16 protein-coding genes, 5 tRNA genes and 1 pseudogene are annotated in these 20,464 nt (G+C 75.7%); 13 read left to right on the forward strand and 9 right to left on the reverse strand.

Annotation, left to right across the window (positions count from 1 at the left end; genetic code table 11):
* Window positions 1-117: 117 nt before the first annotated feature.
* Window positions 118-666, forward strand: a complete 549-nt coding sequence (locus LUW75_RS20850; protein ID WP_250336975.1) for a TetR/AcrR family transcriptional regulator — start codon at window positions 118-120, stop codon at window positions 664-666.
* Complete coding sequence (locus tag LUW75_RS20855; RefSeq protein ID WP_250336976.1) at window positions 663-2,204, forward strand: MFS transporter; 1,542 nt, start codon at window positions 663-665, stop codon at window positions 2,202-2,204. The genes LUW75_RS20850 and LUW75_RS20855 overlap by 4 nt, the downstream gene beginning before the upstream one ends.
* Before the next feature lie 36 nt (window positions 2,205-2,240).
* Here the strand turns inward: LUW75_RS20855 and LUW75_RS20860 are convergent, their stop codons facing one another.
* Window positions 2,241-2,870 carry a lysophospholipid acyltransferase family protein gene (locus LUW75_RS20860; RefSeq protein ID WP_250337754.1) on the reverse strand — a complete coding sequence of 210 codons (630 nt, stop codon included), beginning with the start codon at window positions 2,868-2,870 and terminating at the stop codon, window positions 2,241-2,243.
* 278 nt (window positions 2,871-3,148) lie between these two features.
* On the opposite strand from LUW75_RS20860, the gene LUW75_RS20865 reads away from it, so the two are divergent.
* Together LUW75_RS20865 and LUW75_RS20870 are read left to right on the forward strand one after the other, a co-directional pair.
* Window positions 3,149-4,327, forward strand: a complete 1,179-nt coding sequence (locus LUW75_RS20865; RefSeq protein WP_250336977.1) for a glycerophosphodiester phosphodiesterase — start codon at window positions 3,149-3,151, stop codon at window positions 4,325-4,327.
* 111 nt (window positions 4,328-4,438) lie between these two features.
* A pseudogene (locus LUW75_RS20870) lies at window positions 4,439-4,990 on the forward strand (sigma-70 family RNA polymerase sigma factor); the annotation flags it as partial.
* 170 nt (window positions 4,991-5,160) lie between these two features.
* On the opposite strand, the gene LUW75_RS20875 reads toward LUW75_RS20870, so the two are convergent.
* Both LUW75_RS20875 and LUW75_RS20880 read right to left on the reverse strand, forming a co-directional pair.
* Complete coding sequence (locus tag LUW75_RS20875) at window positions 5,161-5,568, reverse strand: hypothetical protein (RefSeq protein WP_250336978.1); 408 nt, start codon at window positions 5,566-5,568, stop codon at window positions 5,161-5,163.
* A 1-nt stretch (window position 5,569) separates the two neighbouring features.
* Window positions 5,570-5,932: a hypothetical protein gene (locus LUW75_RS20880; protein WP_250336979.1), complete on the reverse strand. Its 363-nt coding sequence runs from the start codon at window positions 5,930-5,932 to the stop codon at window positions 5,570-5,572.
* Window positions 5,933-6,481: 549 nt separating this feature from the next.
* Between LUW75_RS20880 and LUW75_RS20885 the strand changes: the two genes are divergently transcribed.
* The 8 genes from LUW75_RS20885 to LUW75_RS20920 all read left to right on the forward strand — a co-directional run bounded on the left by LUW75_RS20885 (window position 6,482) and on the right by LUW75_RS20920 (window position 17,622).
* The gene (locus LUW75_RS20885; RefSeq protein ID WP_250336980.1) at window positions 6,482-7,558 is read left to right on the forward strand and encodes a methionine ABC transporter ATP-binding protein; all 1,077 of its coding nucleotides are present in this window, start codon (window positions 6,482-6,484) and stop codon (window positions 7,556-7,558) included.
* The gene (locus LUW75_RS20890) at window positions 7,555-8,226 is read left to right on the forward strand and encodes a methionine ABC transporter permease (protein WP_250336981.1); all 672 of its coding nucleotides are present in this window, start codon (window positions 7,555-7,557) and stop codon (window positions 8,224-8,226) included. Before LUW75_RS20885 ends, LUW75_RS20890 begins: the two co-directional genes overlap by 4 nt.
* A gap of 101 nt (window positions 8,227-8,327) precedes the next feature.
* Window positions 8,328-9,179, forward strand: a complete 852-nt coding sequence (locus tag LUW75_RS20895) for a MetQ/NlpA family ABC transporter substrate-binding protein (protein ID WP_250336982.1) — start codon at window positions 8,328-8,330, stop codon at window positions 9,177-9,179.
* A gap of 151 nt (window positions 9,180-9,330) precedes the next feature.
* Window positions 9,331-9,966: a GNAT family N-acetyltransferase gene (locus LUW75_RS20900; protein ID WP_250336983.1), complete on the forward strand. Its 636-nt coding sequence runs from the start codon at window positions 9,331-9,333 to the stop codon at window positions 9,964-9,966.
* An 88-nt stretch (window positions 9,967-10,054) separates the two neighbouring features.
* Window positions 10,055-11,269, forward strand: a complete 1,215-nt coding sequence (gene cbiE / locus LUW75_RS20905) for a precorrin-6y C5,15-methyltransferase (decarboxylating) subunit CbiE (protein ID WP_250336984.1) — start codon at window positions 10,055-10,057, stop codon at window positions 11,267-11,269.
* A gap of 845 nt (window positions 11,270-12,114) precedes the next feature.
* Window positions 12,115-15,327: a nicotinate-nucleotide--dimethylbenzimidazole phosphoribosyltransferase gene (gene cobT / locus LUW75_RS20910; RefSeq protein WP_462933763.1), complete on the forward strand. Its 3,213-nt coding sequence runs from the start codon at window positions 12,115-12,117 to the stop codon at window positions 15,325-15,327.
* Between the two features lie 207 nt (window positions 15,328-15,534).
* Entirely contained in the window at window positions 15,535-16,767 is a 1,233-nt protein-coding gene (cobA, locus tag LUW75_RS20915) for a uroporphyrinogen-III C-methyltransferase (RefSeq protein ID WP_250336986.1), read from the forward strand.
* A gap of 36 nt (window positions 16,768-16,803) precedes the next feature.
* Entirely contained in the window at window positions 16,804-17,622 is an 819-nt protein-coding gene (locus LUW75_RS20920) for a TrmH family RNA methyltransferase (RefSeq protein WP_250336987.1), read from the forward strand.
* Here the strand turns inward: LUW75_RS20920 and LUW75_RS20925 are convergent.
* Window positions 17,613-18,860: a serine/threonine-protein kinase gene (locus LUW75_RS20925; protein WP_250336988.1), complete on the reverse strand. Its 1,248-nt coding sequence runs from the start codon at window positions 18,858-18,860 to the stop codon at window positions 17,613-17,615. The two genes, LUW75_RS20920 and LUW75_RS20925, sit on opposite strands and share 10 nt — an antisense overlap.
* A 582-nt stretch (window positions 18,861-19,442) precedes the next feature.
* Here LUW75_RS20925 and LUW75_RS20930 point away from each other — a divergent pair.
* Window positions 19,443-19,652: a hypothetical protein gene (locus LUW75_RS20930; protein ID WP_250336989.1), complete on the forward strand. Its 210-nt coding sequence runs from the start codon at window positions 19,443-19,445 to the stop codon at window positions 19,650-19,652.
* 196 nt (window positions 19,653-19,848) lie between these two features.
* On the opposite strand, the gene LUW75_RS20935 is transcribed toward LUW75_RS20930, so the two are convergent.
* The 5 genes from LUW75_RS20935 to LUW75_RS20955 form a co-directional block, all read right to left on the reverse strand.
* Window positions 19,849-19,920 (reverse strand) — tRNA-Val (locus LUW75_RS20935).
* Window positions 19,921-19,968: 48 nt separating this feature from the next.
* Window positions 19,969-20,040 (reverse strand) — tRNA-Val (locus LUW75_RS20940).
* 28 nt (window positions 20,041-20,068) lie between these two features.
* Window positions 20,069-20,140 (reverse strand) — tRNA-Val (locus tag LUW75_RS20945).
* A 1-nt stretch (window position 20,141) separates the two neighbouring features.
* Window positions 20,142-20,215, reverse strand: a tRNA-Cys gene (locus LUW75_RS20950).
* A gap of 38 nt (window positions 20,216-20,253) precedes the next feature.
* Window positions 20,254-20,326 (reverse strand) — tRNA-Gly (locus tag LUW75_RS20955).
* Between the last annotated feature and the right edge of the window lie 138 nt (window positions 20,327-20,464).

Genomic DNA, 20,464 nt, shown 5'->3' on the forward strand with positions numbered 1-20,464 from the left:
TCCCGGCCCGGCCGGGGCGCCCCGGGGTCGCCGTGCGGCCGCCGGACGGTGGGACGATCAAAAGCCAAACATTCTTCATATGAGACGCTAGCGTCTCGCCTAGGTTATGGTTGTCTCATGAGTGTGGACCGTGACCAAGTACTCCGCGCAGCCGCCGCGCTGCTCTCCCGCAGATCGACCGCCACCATGGACGAGGTCGCCCGGGCCGCCGGGATCGGGCGCGCGACGCTGCACCGGCACTTCGCCGGAAGGGAAGCGCTGGTCAGGGCCTTGGAGGAGCTGGGCATCCAGGAGTTCGAGGCGGCCGTCGACGCCGCCCGGCTCGACGAGGGCACCGCCGAGGAGGCCCTGCGACGGCTGGTCGCCGAGGTGGAGCCGGTCGCCGGGCTGCTGTCCTTCCTCGTCTCCGAGAACCAGCTCTTCGAGGGCGAGGTCAACGAGGGGTGGTCCCGGCTCGACGCCCGCGTGGCCGCACTGTTCCGGCGCGGCCAGGAACGCGGCGAGTTCCGCTTCGACCTGACCCCCGCCTGGCTGACGGAGGCGCTCTACGGCCTCGTCGCCGCCTGCGCCTGGGCCGTCCAGGACGGACGGGTCGCCGGCAGGGACTTCCCGTACATGATCGTCGAGCTGCTGCTCGGCGGGGTGCGCAGGGGCGTGGAGAGGTGACCCCGGCCGCAGGGACGGCCGAGGAGGAGACCGCCCGCCTGCCGGGCCGCTGGGTGGCGCTCGCCGTCCTGGCCCTGGCCGTCCTGCTGGTCGCGGTCGACGCCACGGTGCTCGGCCTGGCCACCCCGTACCTGAGTGAGGACCTCGAACCGTCCGGCACACAGCTCCTCTGGATCGGCGACGTCTACTCCTTCGTCATCGCCGGCCTCCTCGTCTCCATGGGCGGCCTCGGCGACCGCATCGGCCGCAAGAGACTGCTGCTCACCGGCGCGGCCGCGTTCGGCGCGGTCTCCGCCCTCAACGCGTACGCCACCACTCCCGAGATGATGATCATCGCGCGCGCCCTGCTCGGCGTCGCGGGCGCGACCCTCATGCCGTCCACGCTCGCCCTCATCCGCAACCTCTTCCACGACCCGCGCGAGCGCAGCCTCGCCATCGGCGTCTGGGGCGCGATGGCCTCGGCCGGCGCCGCGGTCGGCCCGGTCGTCGGCGGCTTCCTGCTGGAGCACTTCTGGTGGGGCTCGGTCTTCCTGATCAACCTCCCCGTGATGGCCGTCCTCGTCGTCGTCGGCATCCGGCTCATCCCCGAGTCGAGGAACCCGGCGCCCGGCCCCTGGGACCTGCCGAGCGTCGCGCTGTCCCTCCTCGGCATGATCGGCGTCGTCTACGCGGTCAAGGAGGCCGCGGCACACGGCGCCGGCCCGGACGCGCTCGCGGCCGCCGCCGTCGGCGCGACCGCGCTGGCGGCGTTCGTACGCCGCCAGCTCACGATCCCGGCGCCCCTGCTCGACATGCGGCTGTTCCGGCACCGGGGCTTCTCGGGTGCGGTCCTGGCGGACCTGCTCACCATCCTGGGGCTCGCGGGGCTGATCTTCTTCCTCTCCCAGTTCCTGCAGCTGGTCCAGGGCCGCAGCCCCCTGGAGGCCGGTCTCGCCGAACTGCCCGCCGCCCTGGGCGCGGTCGGCGCGGGGCTCCTCGCGGGGGCCGCCGCCCGGCGGTTCTCCGTCCGGTCCGTCGTCGCCTGCGGACTCGCCGCGGTCGGCCTGGCCCTGGCGGCGCTGACCGTGCTGGACCCCGGCACCGGCTACCCCACGCTGGGCGCCTGCCTGCTCGTGGTCGGCCTCGGCGCGGGCCTGGCGTTCACCGTCACCGCCGACGTCATCCTGTCCAGCGTCCCCAAGGAGCAGGCGGGCGCGGCCTCCGCGGTCTCCGAGACGGCGTACGAACTGGGCGCGGCGCTCGGCATCGCCCTGCTCGGCTCCGTCGTGACCGGTGCCTACCGGGACTTCGCCACCCCCCGCGGCGTCCCCGCCGACGCGGCCGCCGCCGCGCACGAGTCGCTGGGCGGAGCCGTCGAGGCGGCGTCCGCGCTGCCGGAACGTTCCGCCGAGGCGCTGGTCACAGCCGCGCAGTACGCGTTCGTGGACGGCCTGCGCCTCGCCGCGGCCGTCGGCGCGGCCGTGCTCCTCGCGACGGCCGCCGCGGCCTGGGTGCTGCTGCGCGGCCAGGAGCCGGACGGCGGAGCCGGCCACCCGTGAGCCCCGGCCCCGTGGCACGGGGCCGGGGACGGCCCGTCAGGCCGCCTTCGCCTTGGTGGCGTACACGTCCACGTACTCCTGCCCCGACAGCCGCATGACCTGCGCCATCACGGAGTCCGTCACCGCCCGCAGCACGTACCGGTCACGGTCCATGCCCTCGTAGCGCGAGAACTCCATCGGCTCGCCGAACCGCACCGTCACCCGGCCCGGCCGGGGCAGCCCCGCGCCGCCCGGCTGCAGCTTGTCCGTGCCGATCAGCGCGAACGGCACCACCGGCGCGCCCGTCATCAGCGTCAGCCGGGCGATGCCCGTGCGGCCCCGGTACAGCCGGCCGTCGGGGGAGCGCGTGCCCTCCGGGTAGATGCCGAAGACCTTGCCCTCCTCCAGCACGCGGCGGCCCGTGTTCAGGGCGGCCACCGCGGCGCCGGCGCCGTCCCGGTCCACCGGGATCATGCCGACGCCGGTGAAGAACCACGCCATGAGGCGGCCCTTCAGGCCCTTGCCGGTGACGTAGTCGTCCTTGCCGATGAAGAACACCTGGCGGTCCACCACCAACGGCAGGATCATGGAGTCGATGAAGGTGAGGTGGTTGCCCGCCAGGATCACCGGCCCGGACCCCGGGATCCTCTCGGCGCCCTCCACCCGGAAGCGGAACATCAGCCGCATGACCGGGCCGATCACTGACTTGATGAGCGCGAAGCGGGACAACGAGTCCTCCGGTGTCGTGGGCGGCCGCGGTCCTGTGCGGCCGACGAGGTCCGTGCAGGTGAGGACGATACTCGCGGGCCGCACCCCGTCGCACGCCGGACCGCCGGGCCGGCGCGCGGTGTCGCCCCGCGTTCCCCGTGTGTTCGCCCGGAGTCTCCCGCACGTCACGCGGGAACCCTACGATCGGCCCCGCCCGGCTGCCGGGGACCGAGGACACGTTCAGTGGAGGAGCCTTCATGACCCAGGGTGCGCGCAGGAGCCCCGCCCGCAGGACCGTACTGGGCGCGGCGGCGCTCACCGCCGCCGCCGCCGTGTCCGCAGCCGGTGCGGGCGCGGCCGCGGCCGCACCGGGCACCGGGGCCGCACGGGAGGCGGAGGGGGCACGCGGCGGATCCCGCCGGGGGCTGCCCGTCCCCGCGGTCATCGCCCACCGCGGCGCCAGCGGCTACCGGCCCGAGCACACCCTCGGCTCCTACCGGCTCGCCCTCGACATGGGCGCCCACGTTATTGAGCAGGACCTGGTGCCCACCCGCGACGGGCACCTGGTGTGCCGTCACGAGAACGACATCAGCGGCACCACGGACGTCGCCGACCACCCCGAGTTCGTTTCCCGCCGCACCACCAAGACGGTCGACGGCCAGACCCTCACCGGCTGGTTCACCGAGGACTTCACCCTCGCCGAACTGAAGACGCTGCGCGCCAAGGAGCGCATCCCCGGCACCCGCCCGCACAACACGCTGTACGACGGCCGCTGGACCGTCCCCAGCTTCGAGGAGGTGCTCCGCTGGGCCGAGCAGGAGGGCCGCCGCCGCGGACACCCGGTGTGGCTGCACGTCGAGACCAAGCACCCCACGTACTTCCGCAAGCTCGGCCTCGGCCTGGAGGAGCGCCTGGCCAGGCTGCTCCGCCGCTACGGCCGCCACCGCGCCGACTCGCCCACGTTCCTGCAGTCCTTCGAGCCGACCAGCATGCAGCGCATGGCGGAGCTCGTCGCCACGCCGCGCGTCGTCCTGCTGGGGACGCCCGACGACCGCCCGTACGACTTCGTCGACGCCGGCGACCCGCGCACCGTCGCCGACCTGGTGACGCCGCGCGGCCTCGACTGGATCGCCTCGTACGCCCAGGGCGTCGGCCCCCTCCTCGACCTCGTCGTCCCCAGGCGCCCCGACGGCCGGCTGGGCGAGCCGACCACCCTCGTCCGCGACGCCCACGCCCGCGGCCTGGTGCTCCACCCCTACACGCTGCGCAACGAGAACGCCTTCCTGCCCGCCGACTTCCGGCGCGGCACGGACCCGAACGCGTACGGCGACGTCTTCGCCGCGTACCGGGCGTACTTCGCCACCGGCATCGACGGCATCTTCACCGACCAGCCCGACACGGGCCTGCTCGCCGCCGCCGACCACCGCGGCCGCTGACGCCCCGCGAGGGCGCGCGGAACGTCAGCCGCGCGCCCTTGTGTTCACCCTGTCGGGGGAATCCCCATCCGCCCGGCAACCGCGGCCTCCCCACCGCGGGTCATGCCCGGCATGACGCCCCGTCACCCCCTCCCGCGCCGACCGGCCGTCCCCGAGCCGTTCGCCGCCCTCGTCCCGCTCCTGAACGCCGAGTCCGACGCGGAGGCCGCGGCGTCGGGCGCCGATCCCCGCGACCTCCGGCAGGCCGTCTGGCTGAGGCTCCTCGAACACCTCGACGGCCCCGGCGCCCCCGCCGACCCCGCCGACTGGCTGCGCCGCGCCGTACGGGAGGAGGCCCGCCGGGCCCGCCGCACGGCCGCCCGGGAGCTCCCGTACGGCGGCGACCCCGCCCCCGACGCCCGCTCCGGTCCGACCCCCGGCCCCGCCCCCGAGTGGGCCGCGGTGCAGGCCGAGCGCCACCGCGCACTGCGCGCCGCCGTCCGCCGGACGCCGGTCCGCTGCCAGCGGCTGCTGTCCGCGATGCTGTCGCCGAACGACCTGTCGTACCGCGAGATCGCCGGGAGGCTGGGCGTCCCCCAGGGCAGCCTGGGGCCGATGCGCTCCCGGTGCCTGGGGTGCCTGCGCAGGATGCTGACGGCGGAGGCGCCCCCTCCCGCCCCCCGGGAGGGGGCGGGGCGGGCCGGGCCGGGCGGACCGGAGGCGCGCGGGGCGCCGCACGGACTGCCCGCCGCGGCGCACCCGCCGGCGCGGCGGGAGCACCCCGCACCCTCACCGCCGGCAGGGGCGCGCGGTGGCGGCCGCCGGGCGGAACCGGCCCACCGCACCGGAGGGCGCTAGGCGGCGGGGACGGCCCGGCGGGCGCGGCGCAGCCACACGATGCCGGTCACGGGCAGCAGGACCGGGATGAGCAGGTAGCCGTAGCCGAACTCCGACCAGACCGTGGAGTCGGGGAAGGCCCCGGGGTCGAGCACCGTCCACGTCCCGACGGCGAGCACGCCCGCCAGTTCGGCGGCGCAGCACACGAGCGCCGCCCTGCGGGCCGTCTCGCCGCCGCGCACCAGCGTGTACGTGATGAAGACGTACACGACCGCCGCAACGGCCGACAGCGAGTACGCCAGCGGCGCCCGGCCGAACTCGGTCGCGATCTGGTACGCGGAGCGCGACACGGCGCCGACCGACATCACCCCGTACAGCCACACCAGCAGCACGCCGGGTCCCCTGACCAGCCGATCGGCGGTCATCTCAGCCCTCCCACCAGATGTCGTGGAGGCGCACCTCCAGCACGGCCAGGACCACGGCCCCGGCCGCGACCGTCGCCGACCCCCAGCGGCTCCGCTCGACCAGCGACATGAACCCCGCCGCGGGCAGCGCGAACACCGCCCCGAGCAGGTACGCCACGAAGATCGCCGCGCCCTCGTCGGCCTCCTCGCCCCGCACGAGCCGCACCACGCCGACCACGGCCTGGGCCAGCGCGAGCACGGTCACCACGGCCATGCCGGCGAAGTGCCGATCCTTCGTCGGCTGGTCCCGGTACGCGGCGAAACCGCACCACGCGGCGAGGGCCAGCGCGGTGAGGGACACCGTGAGCGTCAGGGCGTTGAACATGCGCCGAGACTATTACGGGCGAAAACCCCCGCCGTCCCCGCCCCCGCCCCCGCGGCCCCGGTCGCCGCCCCGCCGCACCGCGTCCGGCCGCGCCCCGCCGCGTCCTCGCGTTCCCGCGGGCCGCCACCGGGTGGGCACCGCGCCGTCCCCGCCCGGCCCGCGGAGTCCCGCGCTCCGCCGACCGCCGCGTGTCCGCTATGCGGACACTTTGCCGCCTCCGGAACCCGGTCTGCTTTACTGGGCGCCATGACCACGACGAGCACCCGCATCCCCGCGACCGAGGCGACCACGACGCCCGGTGCTCGTTGCATGTGTCGAATGCGCGCCTTCTAGAGGGCCCCCGACGCGCCTCGCGCCCCGAAGCGAGACCGACGGCAGAGCAGCCGGACGCGTCCGCGCGGAGAGACCGGACGCGTCCGCGCGGAGAGAACCGCGGACCGCGCCCGCCCCGCGCACACGCCTCCCCACCGGCAGCCGTGGCGCGCGCAACGACGAATGCCCCGTGCCCGGCGGACACCGCGCCGCGCACTCGACAGTGACGGACAACCTGTGATCACCACCAAGGGCCTGACCAAGGTCTACCAGTCGCGCGGCCGCCAGGTCACCGCCCTGGACGGCGTCGACCTGCACGTCCGCGAAGGCGAGGTGTTCGGCGTCATCGGCCAGAGCGGCGCCGGCAAGTCCTCCCTCATCCGCTGCGTCAACCTGCTGGAACGCCCCACCTCCGGCACCGTGACGGTCGACGGCACCGACCTCACCGCCCTCGCCGGACGCGGCCGGCGCGCGGGCAGGGACCTGCGCCGCGCCCGCAGCCGCATCGGCATGGTCTTCCAGCACTTCAACCTGCTGTCCTCGCGCACCGTCCAGGCCAACGTCGAGCTCCCCCTGGAGATCCTCGGCGTCCCCGGCGCCGAGCGCGCCCGCCGCGCCCTGGACCTCCTCGACCTCGTCGGCCTCGCCGACAAGGCCGGGGCGTACCCCGGCCAGCTCTCCGGCGGCCAGAAGCAGCGCGTCGGCATCGCCCGCGCCCTGGCCGGCGACCCCAAGGTGCTCCTCTCCGACGAGGCCACCAGCGCCCTCGACCCGGAGACCACCCGCTCCATCCTCCAGCTGCTGCGCGACCTGAACCGCCAGCTCGGACTGACCGTGCTGCTCATCACCCACGAGATGGACGTCGTGAAGACCGTCTGCGACTCCGCCGCGCTGATGAGGAGGGGCCGCGTCGTCGAGTCCGGCACCGTCGCCGGACTCCTCGCCACCCCCGGCTCCGAACTCGCCGACGAGCTGTTCCCGGTCGGCGGTCGCGCCACCGGCCCGAACCGCACCGTCGTCGACGTGACCTTCCACGGCGAGGCCGCGATCCGGCCGGTCGTCTCCCAGCTGGCCCGCACGTACAACATCGACATATCGATCCTCGGTGCCGCCATGGACACCGTCGGCGGGAAGCAGATCGGCCGGATGCGCATCGAGCTCCCGGGCCGCTACGACGAGAACGTCGTCCCCGTCGGCTTCCTGCGCGAGCAGGGCCTCCAGGTCGCCGTCGTCGACTCCGCGGCCACCGCCCCCGCCGTGACGGCCCCCGGCACCGCCGCGCCGTCGCCGCTCGCCGAGGAGGCCGCCAAGTGACCTGGTCGGAGATGCAGCCCCTGCTCGCCCAGGGCACCCTCGACACCCTCTACATGGTCCTGTGGGCCACCGTCGCCTCCGTGCTCGGCGGGCTCCCCCTCGGCCTCCTCCTCGTCCTGACCGACCAGGGCGGACTGCTGCGCAACAAGGCCGTCAACAAGGTCGTCGGCGTCATCGTGAACATCGGCCGCTCACTGCCGTTCATCATCCTGCTGATCGCGCTGATCCCGTTCACCAAGCTCGTCGTGGGCACCTTCATCGGCCCGACCGCGATGATCGTCCCCCTCGCCGTCGGCGCCGTCCCGTTCTTCGCGCGCCTCGTCGAGACCGCCGTCCGCGAGGTCGACCACGGCCTCGTCGAAGCCGTCCAGTCCATGGGCGGCTCCGTCCCCACGATCATCCGCAAGGTGCTCCTGCCGCAGGCCCTGCCGTCCCTGGTCTCCGCCGTCACCACCACCGTGATCGTCCTCATCGGCTACTCGGCCATGGCGGGGGCGGTCGGCGGAGAGGGCCTCGGTTCCAAGGCCATCACCTACGGTTACCAGCGGTTCGACACCCCCTTCATGCTCGTCACCGTGGCGGTCCTGATCGTCGTCGTCTCCGCCGTCCAGCTCCTCGGCGACGGCGTCGTACGGCTCCTCGCCCGCCGGGGGCGCACCGCGTCCTGACCGGCCCCACCAGACTTCGCGCGACCCACACCGCTCGCGGCCGAAGAACGAGCCCGCACTCCTTGTCCGGGCGCTCCGTCACACAGAAAGAGGCACTCTTCGTGCGCAACCAGGTCAAGACCCTCGCCGCCTTCACCGGCATCACCGCCCTCGCCGTCGGCCTCACCGCCTGCGGCACCGCCTCCGACCCGGCCGCCTCCGGCTCCGGCGACGACGCGGCCAGGCCGCTCGTCGTCGCCGCCTCCCCCACGCCGCACGCCGACATCCTCGCGTACGTCAGGGACAACCTCGCCGGGAAGGCCGGCCTCAAGCTGGAGATCAAGGAGTTCACCGACTACGTCCTGCCCAACACCGCCACGCAGGACGGCCAGGTCGACGCCAACTACTTCCAGCACAAGCCCTACCTGGACGACTTCAACGAGAAGAACAAGACCACCATCGTCCCGGTGGCCGACGTCCACCTGGAGCCGCTCGGCCTCTACTCGCGGAAGCTGAAGTCCCTCAAGGACCTCAAGCCCGGCCAGACCGTCGCCGTCCCCAACGACACCACCAACGAGGGACGCGCCCTCAAGCTCCTCGCCGACAACGGCCTGATCACCCTCAAGGGCGGCGTCGGCGCCGACGCCGGGCTCTCCGACATCGCCGACCGGAAGGGCCTGGAGTTCAAGGAGCTGGAGGCCGCCACCGTCCCCCGGGCCCTGAGCGACGTCGACGCCGCCGTCGTCAACGGCAACTACGCCATCGAGGCCGGGCTCGCCCCCGCCGAGGACGCCCTCGTGCTGGAGAAGCCCGAGGGCAACCCGTACGCCAACCTCCTCGCCGTCAAGGAAGGCCGGGAGGACGACCCGCGGGTGAGGAAGCTCGCCGAACTCCTCGCCTCGCCCGAGGTCGCGAAGTACATCGAGGACACCTACAAGGGCTCGGTGATCCCCGCCTCCGGCGCCGCGGAGTAACCCGCCGCGCCCGCGGCCCGCGGGGGCCCCGCACACCGCCCGGTGCGCGGGGCCCCACGCGTCCCGCCATGCACGGCCGCCCGCTCATGCTGCATGCTGTGCGTCCACGGCCTTCACCGCCCAGTCCCCGGCCACCGGCATGGAGTTGCGCATGACCACCACCTTTCCGGACGTCTCCATCAGCACGGAACGGTTGGTGCTGCGCCCCTACGACGACGCGGACGTCCCCGCCCACGTCGAGATGATGAACGACGAACTCGTCGTGGCCTGGACCTCCGCGCCCCACCCCTACACCGCCGCCCACGCCGAGGACTGGGTCCACCGGGCCGCCCCCGCCGAACGCACCAGCGGCCGCGGACTCGCCCTCGCCGTCACCGAGTTCCTCACCCAGCGCCTCGTCGGCGCCGTCCGCCTCCACCGCACCGACTGGCGCGCCCGCTCCGCCGAGATCGCCTACATCACCGCCCCCTGGGCCCGCGGCGAGGGCTACGCCACCGAATCCGTCCTCGCCGTCGCCCGCTGGCTCTTCCGCGAGCAGCGGTTCGAGCGCCTCGAACTGCGCACCGCCGCCGGCAACACCGCGTCCCAGCAGGTCGCCCAGAAGATCGGCTGCGTCAGCGAGGGCGTCCTGCGCAACGCCTGGATAGCCCGCGTCCAGACGGAGAGCGGAACCTGGGCCGAGACCCGGACCGACCTCATCGTCTGGAGCCTCCTCCCCGAGGACCTCGAAGGTGCCGACGACCCCTACGCCGGTCCCGGGCGCCGCGCGTACCCCGACTGGAACTGACCGCCCCGCCGCCCGCCGGGACGCCCCGCTTCCGGGTACGCTCGCAGCAGCCCCGACCTGCACCGAAATCCCAGGGAGACACGCGAAGATGGCCGACCGGGTCACGGTGATCGGATGGGACGGCTCACCCCTCACCGCCGCCGCGCGGTCCGCCCTCTCGGCCGCCACCCTCGTCGCCGGCGCCGCCCACCACCTCGCGCTCCCGGAGGTCCCCGAGCGGGCCGAGCGGATCCGCCTCGGCAGCGTCGACCTCGCCGCCCGCCGCATCGCCGGGCACCGCGGCACGGCCGTCGTCCTCGCCGACGGCGACCCCGGCTTCTTCGGCGTCGTCCGCACCCTGCGCGACCCCCGCCACGGCCTGGAGGTCGAGGTCGTCCCCGCCGTCTCCTCCGTCGCCGCCGCCTTCGCCCGCGCCGGCACGCCCTGGGACGACGCCCGCGTCGTCGTCGCCCACACCCGTACGCTGCGCCGCGCCGTCAACGTCTGCCGCGCCCACCCCAAGGTCGCCGTCCTCACCTCCCCGGGCGCCGGCCCCGCCGAACTCGCCCTCATGCTCGACGGCGTCCACCGCACCTTCGTCATCTGCGAGGCCCTCGGCACCGACCACGAGCAGGTCACCGTCCTCACCTCCGACAAGGCGGCCGACCTCACCTGGCGCGACCCCAACGTCGTCATCGCCATCGGCGGCCCCGCCCCCGCCGCCCCGGCCGGGGGCGGCTGGCTCATGGGCCCCGACCCCGGCCCGGTACGCGGCTGGGGCCTCGCCCCGGAGGAGTACGACGACCGCCCCGCCCCGCCCGGCACCGGCGAGGCACCCGTCCTGCGCGCCGCCCAGCTCGCCCGCCTCGGCCCGCGCGTCGGCGACCTCGTCTGGGACATCGGCACCGGATCCGGGGCCTTCGCCGCCGAGGCCGCCCGCTTCGGCGCCGCCGTCATCGCCGTCGACGCCGACCCGGCCGCCTGCGCCCGCGCCGAGACCGCCGCCCGCCGCCTCGGCGTCCAGCTCCAGGCCGTCGCCGGCCGCGCCCCCCACGTCCTGGAGCGCCTCCCCGAACCCGACGTCGTGCGCGTCGCCGGCGGGGGAGCGGAGGTCGTCGCCGCCTGCGCGGACCGCCGCCCCGAACGGATCGTCACCCACGCCGGCACCCGCGACGAGGCCGAGGCCGCCGGCGCGGCCCTCGCCGCCGGCGGCTACACCGTCGAGTGCGTCCTCCTCCAGTCCGTCGACCTCGACCCCGCCGCCTGGTCCGAACGCGACCGCTCGGTCGCCTTCCTCGTCGCCGGGCGCAGGCCCGCCCCGTGATCCCGTCGCCGCGGGGGCCGGGTAGGCTGGCCGACCGTTCCACCACGATCGGGCGTTCGGCGTTTCGTTCGTCGACGCCCGTCGGAAGGCGCCCCCAGGGGCACCGCGTGAGAGAACACGACCGGGGGCGGGCGACGTGGCGCAGTCCACAGCCGCCCGTGGCGGAAGCCGCTGCCAGGGGGCCCGGACACGGCGAGAATGCCGGATGACCGCACGCCGTTCGTGCCGCGCGGTGCGCGGGCTCGTTGTCGATGGCGGGCGGAAGTCTGAAGGAGCACAACCGATGGGCGAGGGGTACGCATGACCGACACCGGCCAGGTCCCGGGCGAGGGGCAGCCGGAGAACGCAGGCATGGTGGAGCAGCCGGGCACGCCCGTCCCGGACGCGTACACCTTCCTCGACCCCTCCGGCGCCGCCGACGACGACGATCTGCTCCTGATGCCGGGCGCCCAGGGGGCCTGGACGGAGCCGCAGCCCGGCGTCGCCCCGGCCCCGCCCGTCACCGTGCCGGTGCCGCAGGCACCGCCCGCCGAGCCCCCCGCGCACGACCCGTTCGCCGCCCCGGGGAGCACCGCCCCCGCGCACGGGCAGCCCCCCTACGAGGCGGGCGCCCACGGAGGGGCCCCGGATCCCGGGACCGACGGCCGCGGCTCCGTGCACGCTCCGTGGCACGCCCAGGCACCGGCCCCGCAGCAGGTCCCCCGGAGACCGCTGCACATGGGCCCGCCCATGCCCGACACGGGCGGCGTCGTACGCTCGCTCGCCGACCGCGGTCCCGCCCCCGCGCCGGCCCCCGGCCCCGAGCACCCGGACGTGACCGGTGCGGTGGTGCTGGGCGCGCAGCCGTGGCCGCAGCGGCCCGAGGAGGCGGAAGCGGTCGCCTCGGAGGCGACGGCGACGGGCGGGGCCGTCCCGGTGGAGGGCACGGCCCCGGCGGAGCCGCACCCTGTGCTGGCACCGTCCCCGGTCCCGCCCCCCACCACGACGCGGCGCCGCAGCCGCCCCAGGACCCGGCGCGGACCGCTCCCGCCGACGGAGCCCCGGTGGCCTCCGGACCGGCCCCCGCCCCCGCGCAGGTCCCGGCCGGACAGGAGGCGGCAGCGCGGGAGGCGGTGCCGGCCGGGGCGCCCGCCCCGGCACCGGAACCGGCGGCCGTGCCCGCTCACGGTGCCCCGGCCCCGGAGGCGCCCGCCGACGCGGCACCGGCCGCCGCCGCACCGGTGCCCGCCGAGCCCGCCGCCGCACCGGTGCCCGGGGCGGAGCCGTCCGCCGCGGCCGCCGGGCCGGCCGGGCCCGCCGGGCCCTGGACGGCGGATTCCGCCGCGGAGCCCGGGCGGACGACCACCGACCCGTCGCCCGTTCCGGCGGTGCCCGCCGAGCCGGCCGCTCAGGTGCCCGCCGAGCCGGTGCCGGCCCCTTCCGGCGAGGAGGAGCACGCACCGGTTGCGCCCGGGGCCGGGGAACCGCCCGCCGGGGAGGCGCGCACGGTCCCGGCGGCCGACGCGGTACCCGTCGGCGGCGCCGCGCCCGAAGCGGCGGCCCGGCGGGACGGGGCACCCGCCGCCGACGTGCCCGCCCGGACTCCGGAGGACGGCGGCACGCCCGAGGACGCGCCCGCAGGACCGGTCGCCGCGGCCGTCCCGTCCGACGGGGAGGCGACCGCCGGATCCGCGACCGGTGAGCCGCCCGCCGGTACGTCCGGACAGCCGCCCGCCGAGGCTTCCGCCGGCACGCCCGCACAGCCGCCCGCGGCCGAGGCGGCGCCCGCGCCGGTCGCGGCAGCCGAGGAGGTACCGGTCGGGGCCGCGCCCGGCGCGGGCGTCGAGAGCGGCACGCCCGCCGAGGACGTCCCCGGCGGCACGGCGCCCGCCCGGGACCCGGCCGCGGAAGCCCCCGCCGAGGCGGTGATCCCCGCCGACGACGCCCCCGAAGGGGATGTCCCCGCCGACGCGGCACCGGTCGGCGGAGCCCCCGCCGCCCCGGACGGCACCGCCCCGGACGTCCCGACCGCCTCGGACGCCTCGATCGGCCCGGATGACCCGACCGCCTCGGACGCCTCGATCGGCCCGGATGACCCGACCGCCTCGGACGCCCCGATCACCCCGGACGACACCGCCCCGGAGGGACGGGCCGCCGCGGAAGCCCCGAAAGCCGCCGACGCCGTCCCCTCGGCCGTCAACGTCGTCTCCGCGTCCGCCGACGCCGCCCCCGCGGAAGCCCCGAAAGCCGCCGACGCCGCCTCCGCGGCCGCCGACGCCGCGGCGGTGGCCGCCGCCCCCGCGGCCGTCGACGCCGCCCCCGCCGACGCGGAGGCCGTTCCCGCGGCCCCGCCCGCCCCGGGCTACGCCGACGAGGAGCGGGAGGCGATCCTGCGGGTCATGCGGGAGCGGAGGGACGTCCGCAACGGGTTCCGCAGCGACCCCGTCCCGCACGAGGTCCTGCTGCGCGTCCTGGAGGCCGCCCACACGGCGCCCTCCGTGGGGCACTCCCAGCCGTGGGACTTCGTCGTCATCCGTTCCGCCGAGACGCGCCGCACGATGCACGAACTCGCCCAGCGCCAGCGCGAGGCGTACGCCAGGTCGCTGCCGAAGGGCCGGGCGAAGCAGTTCAAGGAACTGAAGATCGAGGCCATCCTCGACACCCCGGTGAACATCGTCGTCACCGCCGACCCGACCCGCGGCGGCCGCCACACCCTCGGCCGCCACACGCAACCGCAGATGGCCCCGTACTCCTCGGCGCTCGCGGTGGAGAACCTGTGGCTCGCCGCCCGTGCCGAGGGCCTCGGCGTCGGCTGGGTCAGCTTCTTCGACGAGCGCGAGATGGTCCGGGTCCTCGGTCTGCCCGACCACCTCGAAGTCGTCGCCTACCTGTGCGTCGGCTACGTCGACGAGTTCCCCGAGGAACCGGAGCTGATGCAGGCCGGCTGGTCGAAGCGGCGTCCCCTGTCCTGGGTCGTCCACGAGGAGACGTACGGCCGCCGCGTCCTGCCCGGCGAGGAGCCGCACGACCTCCTCCAGGAGACCGTCGCGGGCATCCGCCCGCTGGACGCCAAGGCGCTCGGCGAGGCGTGGGAGCGGCAGAAGCGCATGACGAAGCCGGCCGGCGCGCTCGGCATGCTGGAGATCATCTCCGCGCAGCTGTGCGGCCTGTCCCGCACCTGCCCGCCGCCCATCCCGGAGCCCGCCGCCGTGGCGGTCTTCGCCGGGGACCACGGGGTGCACGCCCAGGGCGTCACGGCCTGGCCGCAGGAGGTGACGGCCCAGATGGTCGCCAACTTCCTCGGCGGCGGCGCCGTCTGCAACGCCTTCGCCAACCAGGTCGGCGCCGAGGTCTGCGTCGTGGACGTCGGCGTCGCCGCCGACCTCCCCGCCACCCCGGGCCTGCTGCCCCGCAAGGTCCGCGCCGGCACGGCCGACTTCACCGTCGGCCCCGCCCTCACCCGCGACGAGGTCCTCGCCGCCGTCGGGGTCGGCATCGAGACCGCCCGCGACCTCGTCACCGCCGGGAACAAGGCGATCCTCACCGGTGAGATGGGCATCGCCAACACCACCGCGTCGGCCGCGCTGATCTCCGTCTACACGGGCGCCGACCCGGCCGAGGTCACCGGCCGGGGCACGGGCGTCAACGACGAGACGTACGCCCGGAAGGTCGACGTCGTCCGGCGTGCCCTCGCCCTCCACCGGCCGGACCCGGCCGACCCGATCGGTGTGCTCGGCGCGGTCGGCGGCCTGGAGCACGCCGCGATGGTCGGCTTCATCCTGGGCGGGGCGTCGCTCCGTACGCCCGTCGTCCTCGACGGCGTCAGCGCGGGCGCGGCCGCCCTCGTGGCCCGCGCCGTCGCACCCGAGTCGGTCGCCGCGTGCATCGCCGGCCACCGCAGCGCCGAGCCCGGCCACACGGCGGCGCTCGGCAGGCTGGGCCTGCGCCCGCTCGTCGAACTGGACCTCCGCCTCGGCGAGGGCACCGGCGCCCTGCTGGCCCTGCCGCTGGTCCAGAGCGCGGCCCGCGCCATGCACGAGGTGGCGACGTTCGACGCGGCGGGCGTCACCGAGAAGTAGCACCGCGCGTCCGTGCGCGCCCCGCGGCCGGCCCGCCACCCCGGCGGACCGGCCGCGGGCGACGGCCGTCATGCGCCCGGCTCCGATCCCCCGAGCCCCGCCCCGTATCGTGGTCGTCAGCGCGCACCCCGCCCCACCAGCCACTTCACCGCCGCGGTGGCCCCGCACCCCGCACCCCGTACCATCCGCCGAGGAGACCACACCGCCATGGTCGAGAACGCCGAGCAACCCGCCTACCCCGTAGGACTCCGCCTCTCCGGGCGCCGCGTCGTCGTCCTCGGCGGCGGCCAGGTGGCCCAGCGCCGGCTCCCGGCGCTCGTCGCCGCGGGCGCCGACGTCACCCTCGTCTCCCCGTCCGCCACGGCGTCCGTGGAGGCCATGGCCGACGCCGGCGAGATCCGCTGGGAGCGCCGCCGGTACGAGGAGGGCGACCTCGCCGACACCTGGTACGCACTCATCGCGACCACCGACCCGGACGCCAACGCCCGCGCGTCCGCCGAGGCCGAGCGGACCAGGACCTGGTGCGTGCGCTCCGACGACGCCGAGGCCGCCACCGCCTGGACCCCGGCGACCGGCAGGATCGAGGGCGTCACCGTCGCCGTCCTCACCGGCAACGACCCGCGCCGCTCGACGGCCGTGCGCGACGCGATCGTCGAGGGCCTGCGCGACGGCACCCTCATCGCGCCCCAGCACCGCGACCGCGCCCCGTTCGTCGCCCTCGTCGGCGGCGGACCCGGCGACCCGGACCTCATCACCGTGCGCGGCCGCCGGCTCCTCGCCGAGGCGGACGTGGTGATCGCCGACCGGCTGGGCCCGCGCGACCTGCTCGACGAACTGCCCCCGCACGTCGAGGTGATCGACGCGGCGAAGATCCCGTACGGCCGGTTCATGGCCCAGGAGGCCATCAACGACGCGCTGATCGAGCACGCCAGGCGCGGCAGGTCCGTGGTCCGGCTCAAGGGCGGCGACCCGTTCGTCTTCGGCCGCGGCATGGAGGAGGCGCAGGCGCTGGCCGAGGCGGGCATCCCCTGCACGGTCGTCCCCGGCATCTCCAGCTCGATCTCCGTCCCGGGCGCCGCCGGCATCCCCGTCACCCACCGCGGGGTCGCCCACGAGTTCACCGTGGTCAGCGGCCACGTCGCCCCCGACGACCCGCGCTCCCTCGTCGACTGGGCCTCCCTGGCGAGGCTGCGCGGCACGCTCGTGGTCCTCATGGGAGTCGACAAGATCGGCAGGATCGCGGAGGCGCTGGTCGCCCACGGCAAGGACCCGGCCACGCCCCTCGCCCTGGTCCAGGAGGGCACCACCGCGGCGCAGCGCCGCGTGGACGCCACCCTGGCCACGGTCGCCGAGACGGTACGGGCCGAGGGCGTCCGCCCACCCGCCGTCATCGTGATCGGCGACGTGGTCCGCGAAGCCCCGGACGGGCACCGGCGCTGACCCCCCATCCGCACCTCCGACAAGGCGGCAGCTCCCGTGGCAGAACTCCTCACCGTCGACGACTCAGGCGACCCGCGCCTGCACGACTACACGGACCTCACCGACGTGGAACTGCGGCGCCGCCGCGAACCGCGGGAGGGCCTGTTCATCGCCGAGGGCGAGAAGGTCATCCGCCGTGCCCTGGCCGCCGGGTACGGGATGCGGTCGATGCTGCTCTCGGCGAAGTGGGTCGACGCGATGCGGGACGTCATCGACGGGGCCGAGGCCCCGGTGTACGTGGTGGACCCGGACCTCGCCGAACGGGTCACCGGCTACCACGTCCACCGCGGCGCGCTGGCCTCCATGCGCCGCGAGCCGCTGCCCGCGGCCCGGGACCTGCTCGCGGCGGCCCGCCGCGTGGCCGTCATGGAGTCCGTCAACGACCACACCAACGTCGGTGCCGTCTTCCGCAGCGCCGCGGCCCTCGGGATGGACGCGGTCCTGCTCTCCCCGGACTGCGCGGACCCGCTCTACCGGCGTTCGGTGAAGGTGTCGATGGGCGCGGTCTTCTCCGTCCCGTACGCCCGCCTCGACGCCTGGCCGCACGACCTCTCGGCCGTGCGGGAGGCCGGCTTCCGGCTGCTGGCGCTGACGCCCGGTGAGGAGGCCGCCACCCTCGACGAGGCGGCCCCGCACCGTCTGGAGCGGGTGGCGCTGATGCTGGGTGCCGAGGGCGACGGGCTGTCGGCGCGGGCGCTGCGCGCGGCCGACGAGCGGGTGCGCATCCCGATGGCGCACGGCGTCGACTCGCTGAACGTGGGCGCCGCGGCGGCCGTCGCCTTCTACGCCGTGACGGCGGGGCGCCCTCAGCCCTGAAGGGCCTGCGCCCCGGCGATGCCGAGCAGCACGACCAGCGTCACCACGACGAACACGAACAGCCGCTGGCGCAGCAGTCGCGGGTTGGCGGGCCGCAGCAGGCCCGACGAGGTCCCCGGGCCCGTCCCGGTCCGGCGCTGTCCCGTGCGCGGCCCGGTCCGGACACCCGACTGCGAGGAGTGCTGCCGGACCCTCGGCCCGCCCGTCCTGGAGGGCGCCGGCTGCGGGCTCCGGGACCGCGGCGCCGGGGTGCGCTGGGTCCGTCCCCGCGCGGTCCGCTCGGTGTAGCGCTCCGTGGGCCGCGGGGGCGGATGGCCCGGCCGCCGGCCGCCCGTGCCCCGGTCGGCGCGCTCCGCCCGTTCGGGGCGGGGCACGGCCGCCCGCGCCTCCGCGGGCACGGCCGCCATGCCCAGCCCCTGAGCCTCCCGCGCGGCGATCTCCTTCAGCCTCAGCGACAGCTGCAGCGTGCTCGGACGCTCCTCCGGCTCCTTGGCGAGGCACGCGCGCACCAGCGGGGCCAGGGCGTCGGGGACGCCCTGCAACTGGGGCTCCTCGTGGACGACGCGGTACAGCATCACCTCGGAGCTGCCGTGCCCGAACGGCGAGTCGCCCATCGCCGCGTACGCCAGGGTCGCGCCGAGCGCGAAGACGTCCGTCGCCGGTGTGACGGCCGCGCCGCGCACCTGCTCGGGCGCGAGGAAACCCGGAGAACCCACCGCCGTGCCGACGTGGGTGAGAGTGGACGCGCCGGTCGCCCAGGCGATGCCGAAGTCGATGATCCGCGGCCCCTTCGGGGACAGCAGGATGTTCGACGGCTTCAGGTCCCGGTGCACGACGCCCGCCTCGTGGACGGCGACCAGGCCCTCCGACAGCGCGGCGCCGATCGAGGCCACGTCGGACGCGGGCAGCGGCCCCTCCTCGGCGACCCTGTCGTGGAGTGAGGGCCCCGGCACGTACTGCGTGGCGAACCAGGGGCGCTCGGCCTCCAGGTCGGCCGCCACCAGCCGGGCCGTGCAGCCGCCGCGGATCCGCCGCGCGGCGGACACCTCGCGCGCGAAGCGCGACCGGAACTCCTGGTCCTCGGCGAGGTCGGGCCGGATCACCTTCAGCGCCACCCGCTGGCCGCGCCGGTCGGAACCGAGGTAGACGACCCCCATCCCGCCCGCGCCGAGCCGCCGGTGCAGCCTGAACGAGCCGACGACACGCGGGTCCTCGCGCCGGAGCCGCATCATCGCCATGTCCGTCCCCTGCCTGCCGTGGGAAGCTCCCCACCCCGCCGTCGCGGTCCTTCTGACGTCGCCCAGCTTACGTACCCGGGACCGGGCGCGCTCATAGGCCGCGCCCTCGCAGCGTGATCGATTCCCGGCCGCGCGCCGGGACCCGGCCCTCCTCCGGGCCCTCCGGGGACGTGACCGCCGACCCCGGAACCAGCCAAGATCCTTTACGGACAGGGGGGTTGGCACCGGGGGACGGCCCGCCCGGCCGGGGGACGGCCCGGCCCGCCGGCCGGGACCGCGCAGGGAGGGGCGCGTACCCGTACGGACGCGGGAACGGGCACGTGAGTGATGTCACCCGGCGGCCCCGGCCCCGTCGGCTCCGGGACGTTCCCTCCGGGAGGACCCGTACGGCGGAGCGCCCGTCTCCGACCAGGGGAGTACGCCGCCGGACGGATCTCATCCTGCAGGAGGCCCGCCGATCGGTACGCGGGCATGACGTCCGGCGCCGCCCGCTTCCCTAGGGTTGGGGCCGAGCGGCGGGTGCGGCGCTCGGCCCCCGAGCATCCGACACCCGCCGACGCGGACGGAAACGGGAGGGGAGCCATGGCGGAGACGGCACCGAGGACGGCGGTCCGCGCGCAGGGGCGGAAGGCGGCCCCCGCCTCGTTCGGCGGCCGTCCGGCGGGCCGTCGCCATCCTCTGGTGGCGACGGCGATGGTCCTTCCCCTGGCCGCGCTCCTGGCCGTCGTGTTCGGCGGCTGGGAAGCGGTGGTGACACAGGCGTCGTCCGTGGGCGTGATGCTGGGGCGCTGAGCGGGCGCCCCGGGCCCGGGAGAGCGGCCCGGGCCAGGGCATCCGGCCGACCCCGTGGGGACGGGGGAGTGGCGGACGGCAGCGGCGGCCGGCCGGCTGGGGAGCCGGTCGGCCGCCGCTTCTTGCGTGCCCGCACCGCCGCGCGTACGGACGGAGGAGCCCCCGTCCGCGGTGGGCGGACGGGGGCTCCTGTCGGTGGACGATACTGGGATTGAACCAGTGACCTCTTCCGTGTCAGGGAAGCGCTCTCCCGCTGAGCTAATCGTCCTCAGGGTCACGGGGCCGCGACGGAACGTCCGGACCCGTGGACACAGCGTGCGCGATACTGGGATTGAACCAGTGACCTCTTCCGTGTCAGGGAAGCGCTCTCCCGCTGAGCTAATCGCGCGGGAAGCCGCTGCTACCAGCGGTTTCGGTGGACGATACTGGGATTGAACCAGTGACCTCTTCCGTGTCAGGGAAGCGCTCTCCCGCTGAGCTAATCGTCCTTGGAGGTGGAGACGGGATTTGAACCCGTGTACACGGCTTTGCAGGCCGTTGCCTCGCCTCTCGGCCACTCCACCCGGAGTGTGGGGGGTCGGAGAGACCCCCCCTTTTTTCGAGCGGACGACGAGATTCGAACTCGCGACCCTCACCTTGGCAAGGTGATGCTCTACCAACTGAGCCACGTCCGCTTGTCGTTTCCGGTTCACCTGCGCGACCCGGCGACGTGTTGAACTCTAGCGGATTCCCGGGCCAGTACAAAAACCCGTTCCCGCAGCGTGCTGCCCCGCCGTCCGCCGCACTCCGCTCCCGGACCCCCGGCCGCCCCG

The sequence above is a fragment of the Streptomyces sp. MRC013 genome (assembly GCF_023614235.1).
GTDB lineage: Bacteria > Actinomycetota > Actinomycetes > Streptomycetales > Streptomycetaceae > Streptomyces.

Excerpts from the sequence above, each read along its gene's own strand:
- LUW75_RS20875 (WP_250336978.1), bottom strand. The coding sequence starts at position 5,568 with ATGACCGCCGATCGGCTGGTCAGGGGACCCGGCGTGCTGCTGGTGTGG.
- LUW75_RS20850 (WP_250336975.1), top strand. The coding sequence starts at position 118 with ATGAGTGTGGACCGTGACCAAGTACTCCGCGCAGCCGCCGCGCTGCTC.
- LUW75_RS20930 (WP_250336989.1), top strand. The coding sequence starts at position 19,443 with ATGGCGGAGACGGCACCGAGGACGGCGGTCCGCGCGCAGGGGCGGAAG.
- LUW75_RS20880 (WP_250336979.1), bottom strand. The coding sequence starts at position 5,932 with ATGTTCAACGCCCTGACGCTCACGGTGTCCCTCACCGCGCTGGCCCTC.
- LUW75_RS20865 (WP_250336977.1), top strand. The coding sequence starts at position 3,149 with ATGACCCAGGGTGCGCGCAGGAGCCCCGCCCGCAGGACCGTACTGGGC.
- LUW75_RS20900 (WP_250336983.1), top strand. The coding sequence starts at position 9,331 with ATGACCACCACCTTTCCGGACGTCTCCATCAGCACGGAACGGTTGGTG.
- cobA (WP_250336986.1), top strand. The coding sequence starts at position 15,535 with ATGGTCGAGAACGCCGAGCAACCCGCCTACCCCGTAGGACTCCGCCTC.
- LUW75_RS20860 (WP_250337754.1), bottom strand. The coding sequence starts at position 2,870 with ATGCGGCTGATGTTCCGCTTCCGGGTGGAGGGCGCCGAGAGGATCCCG.
- LUW75_RS20925 (WP_250336988.1), bottom strand. The coding sequence starts at position 18,860 with ATGGCGATGATGCGGCTCCGGCGCGAGGACCCGCGTGTCGTCGGCTCG.
- cbiE (WP_250336984.1), top strand. The coding sequence starts at position 10,055 with ATGGCCGACCGGGTCACGGTGATCGGATGGGACGGCTCACCCCTCACC.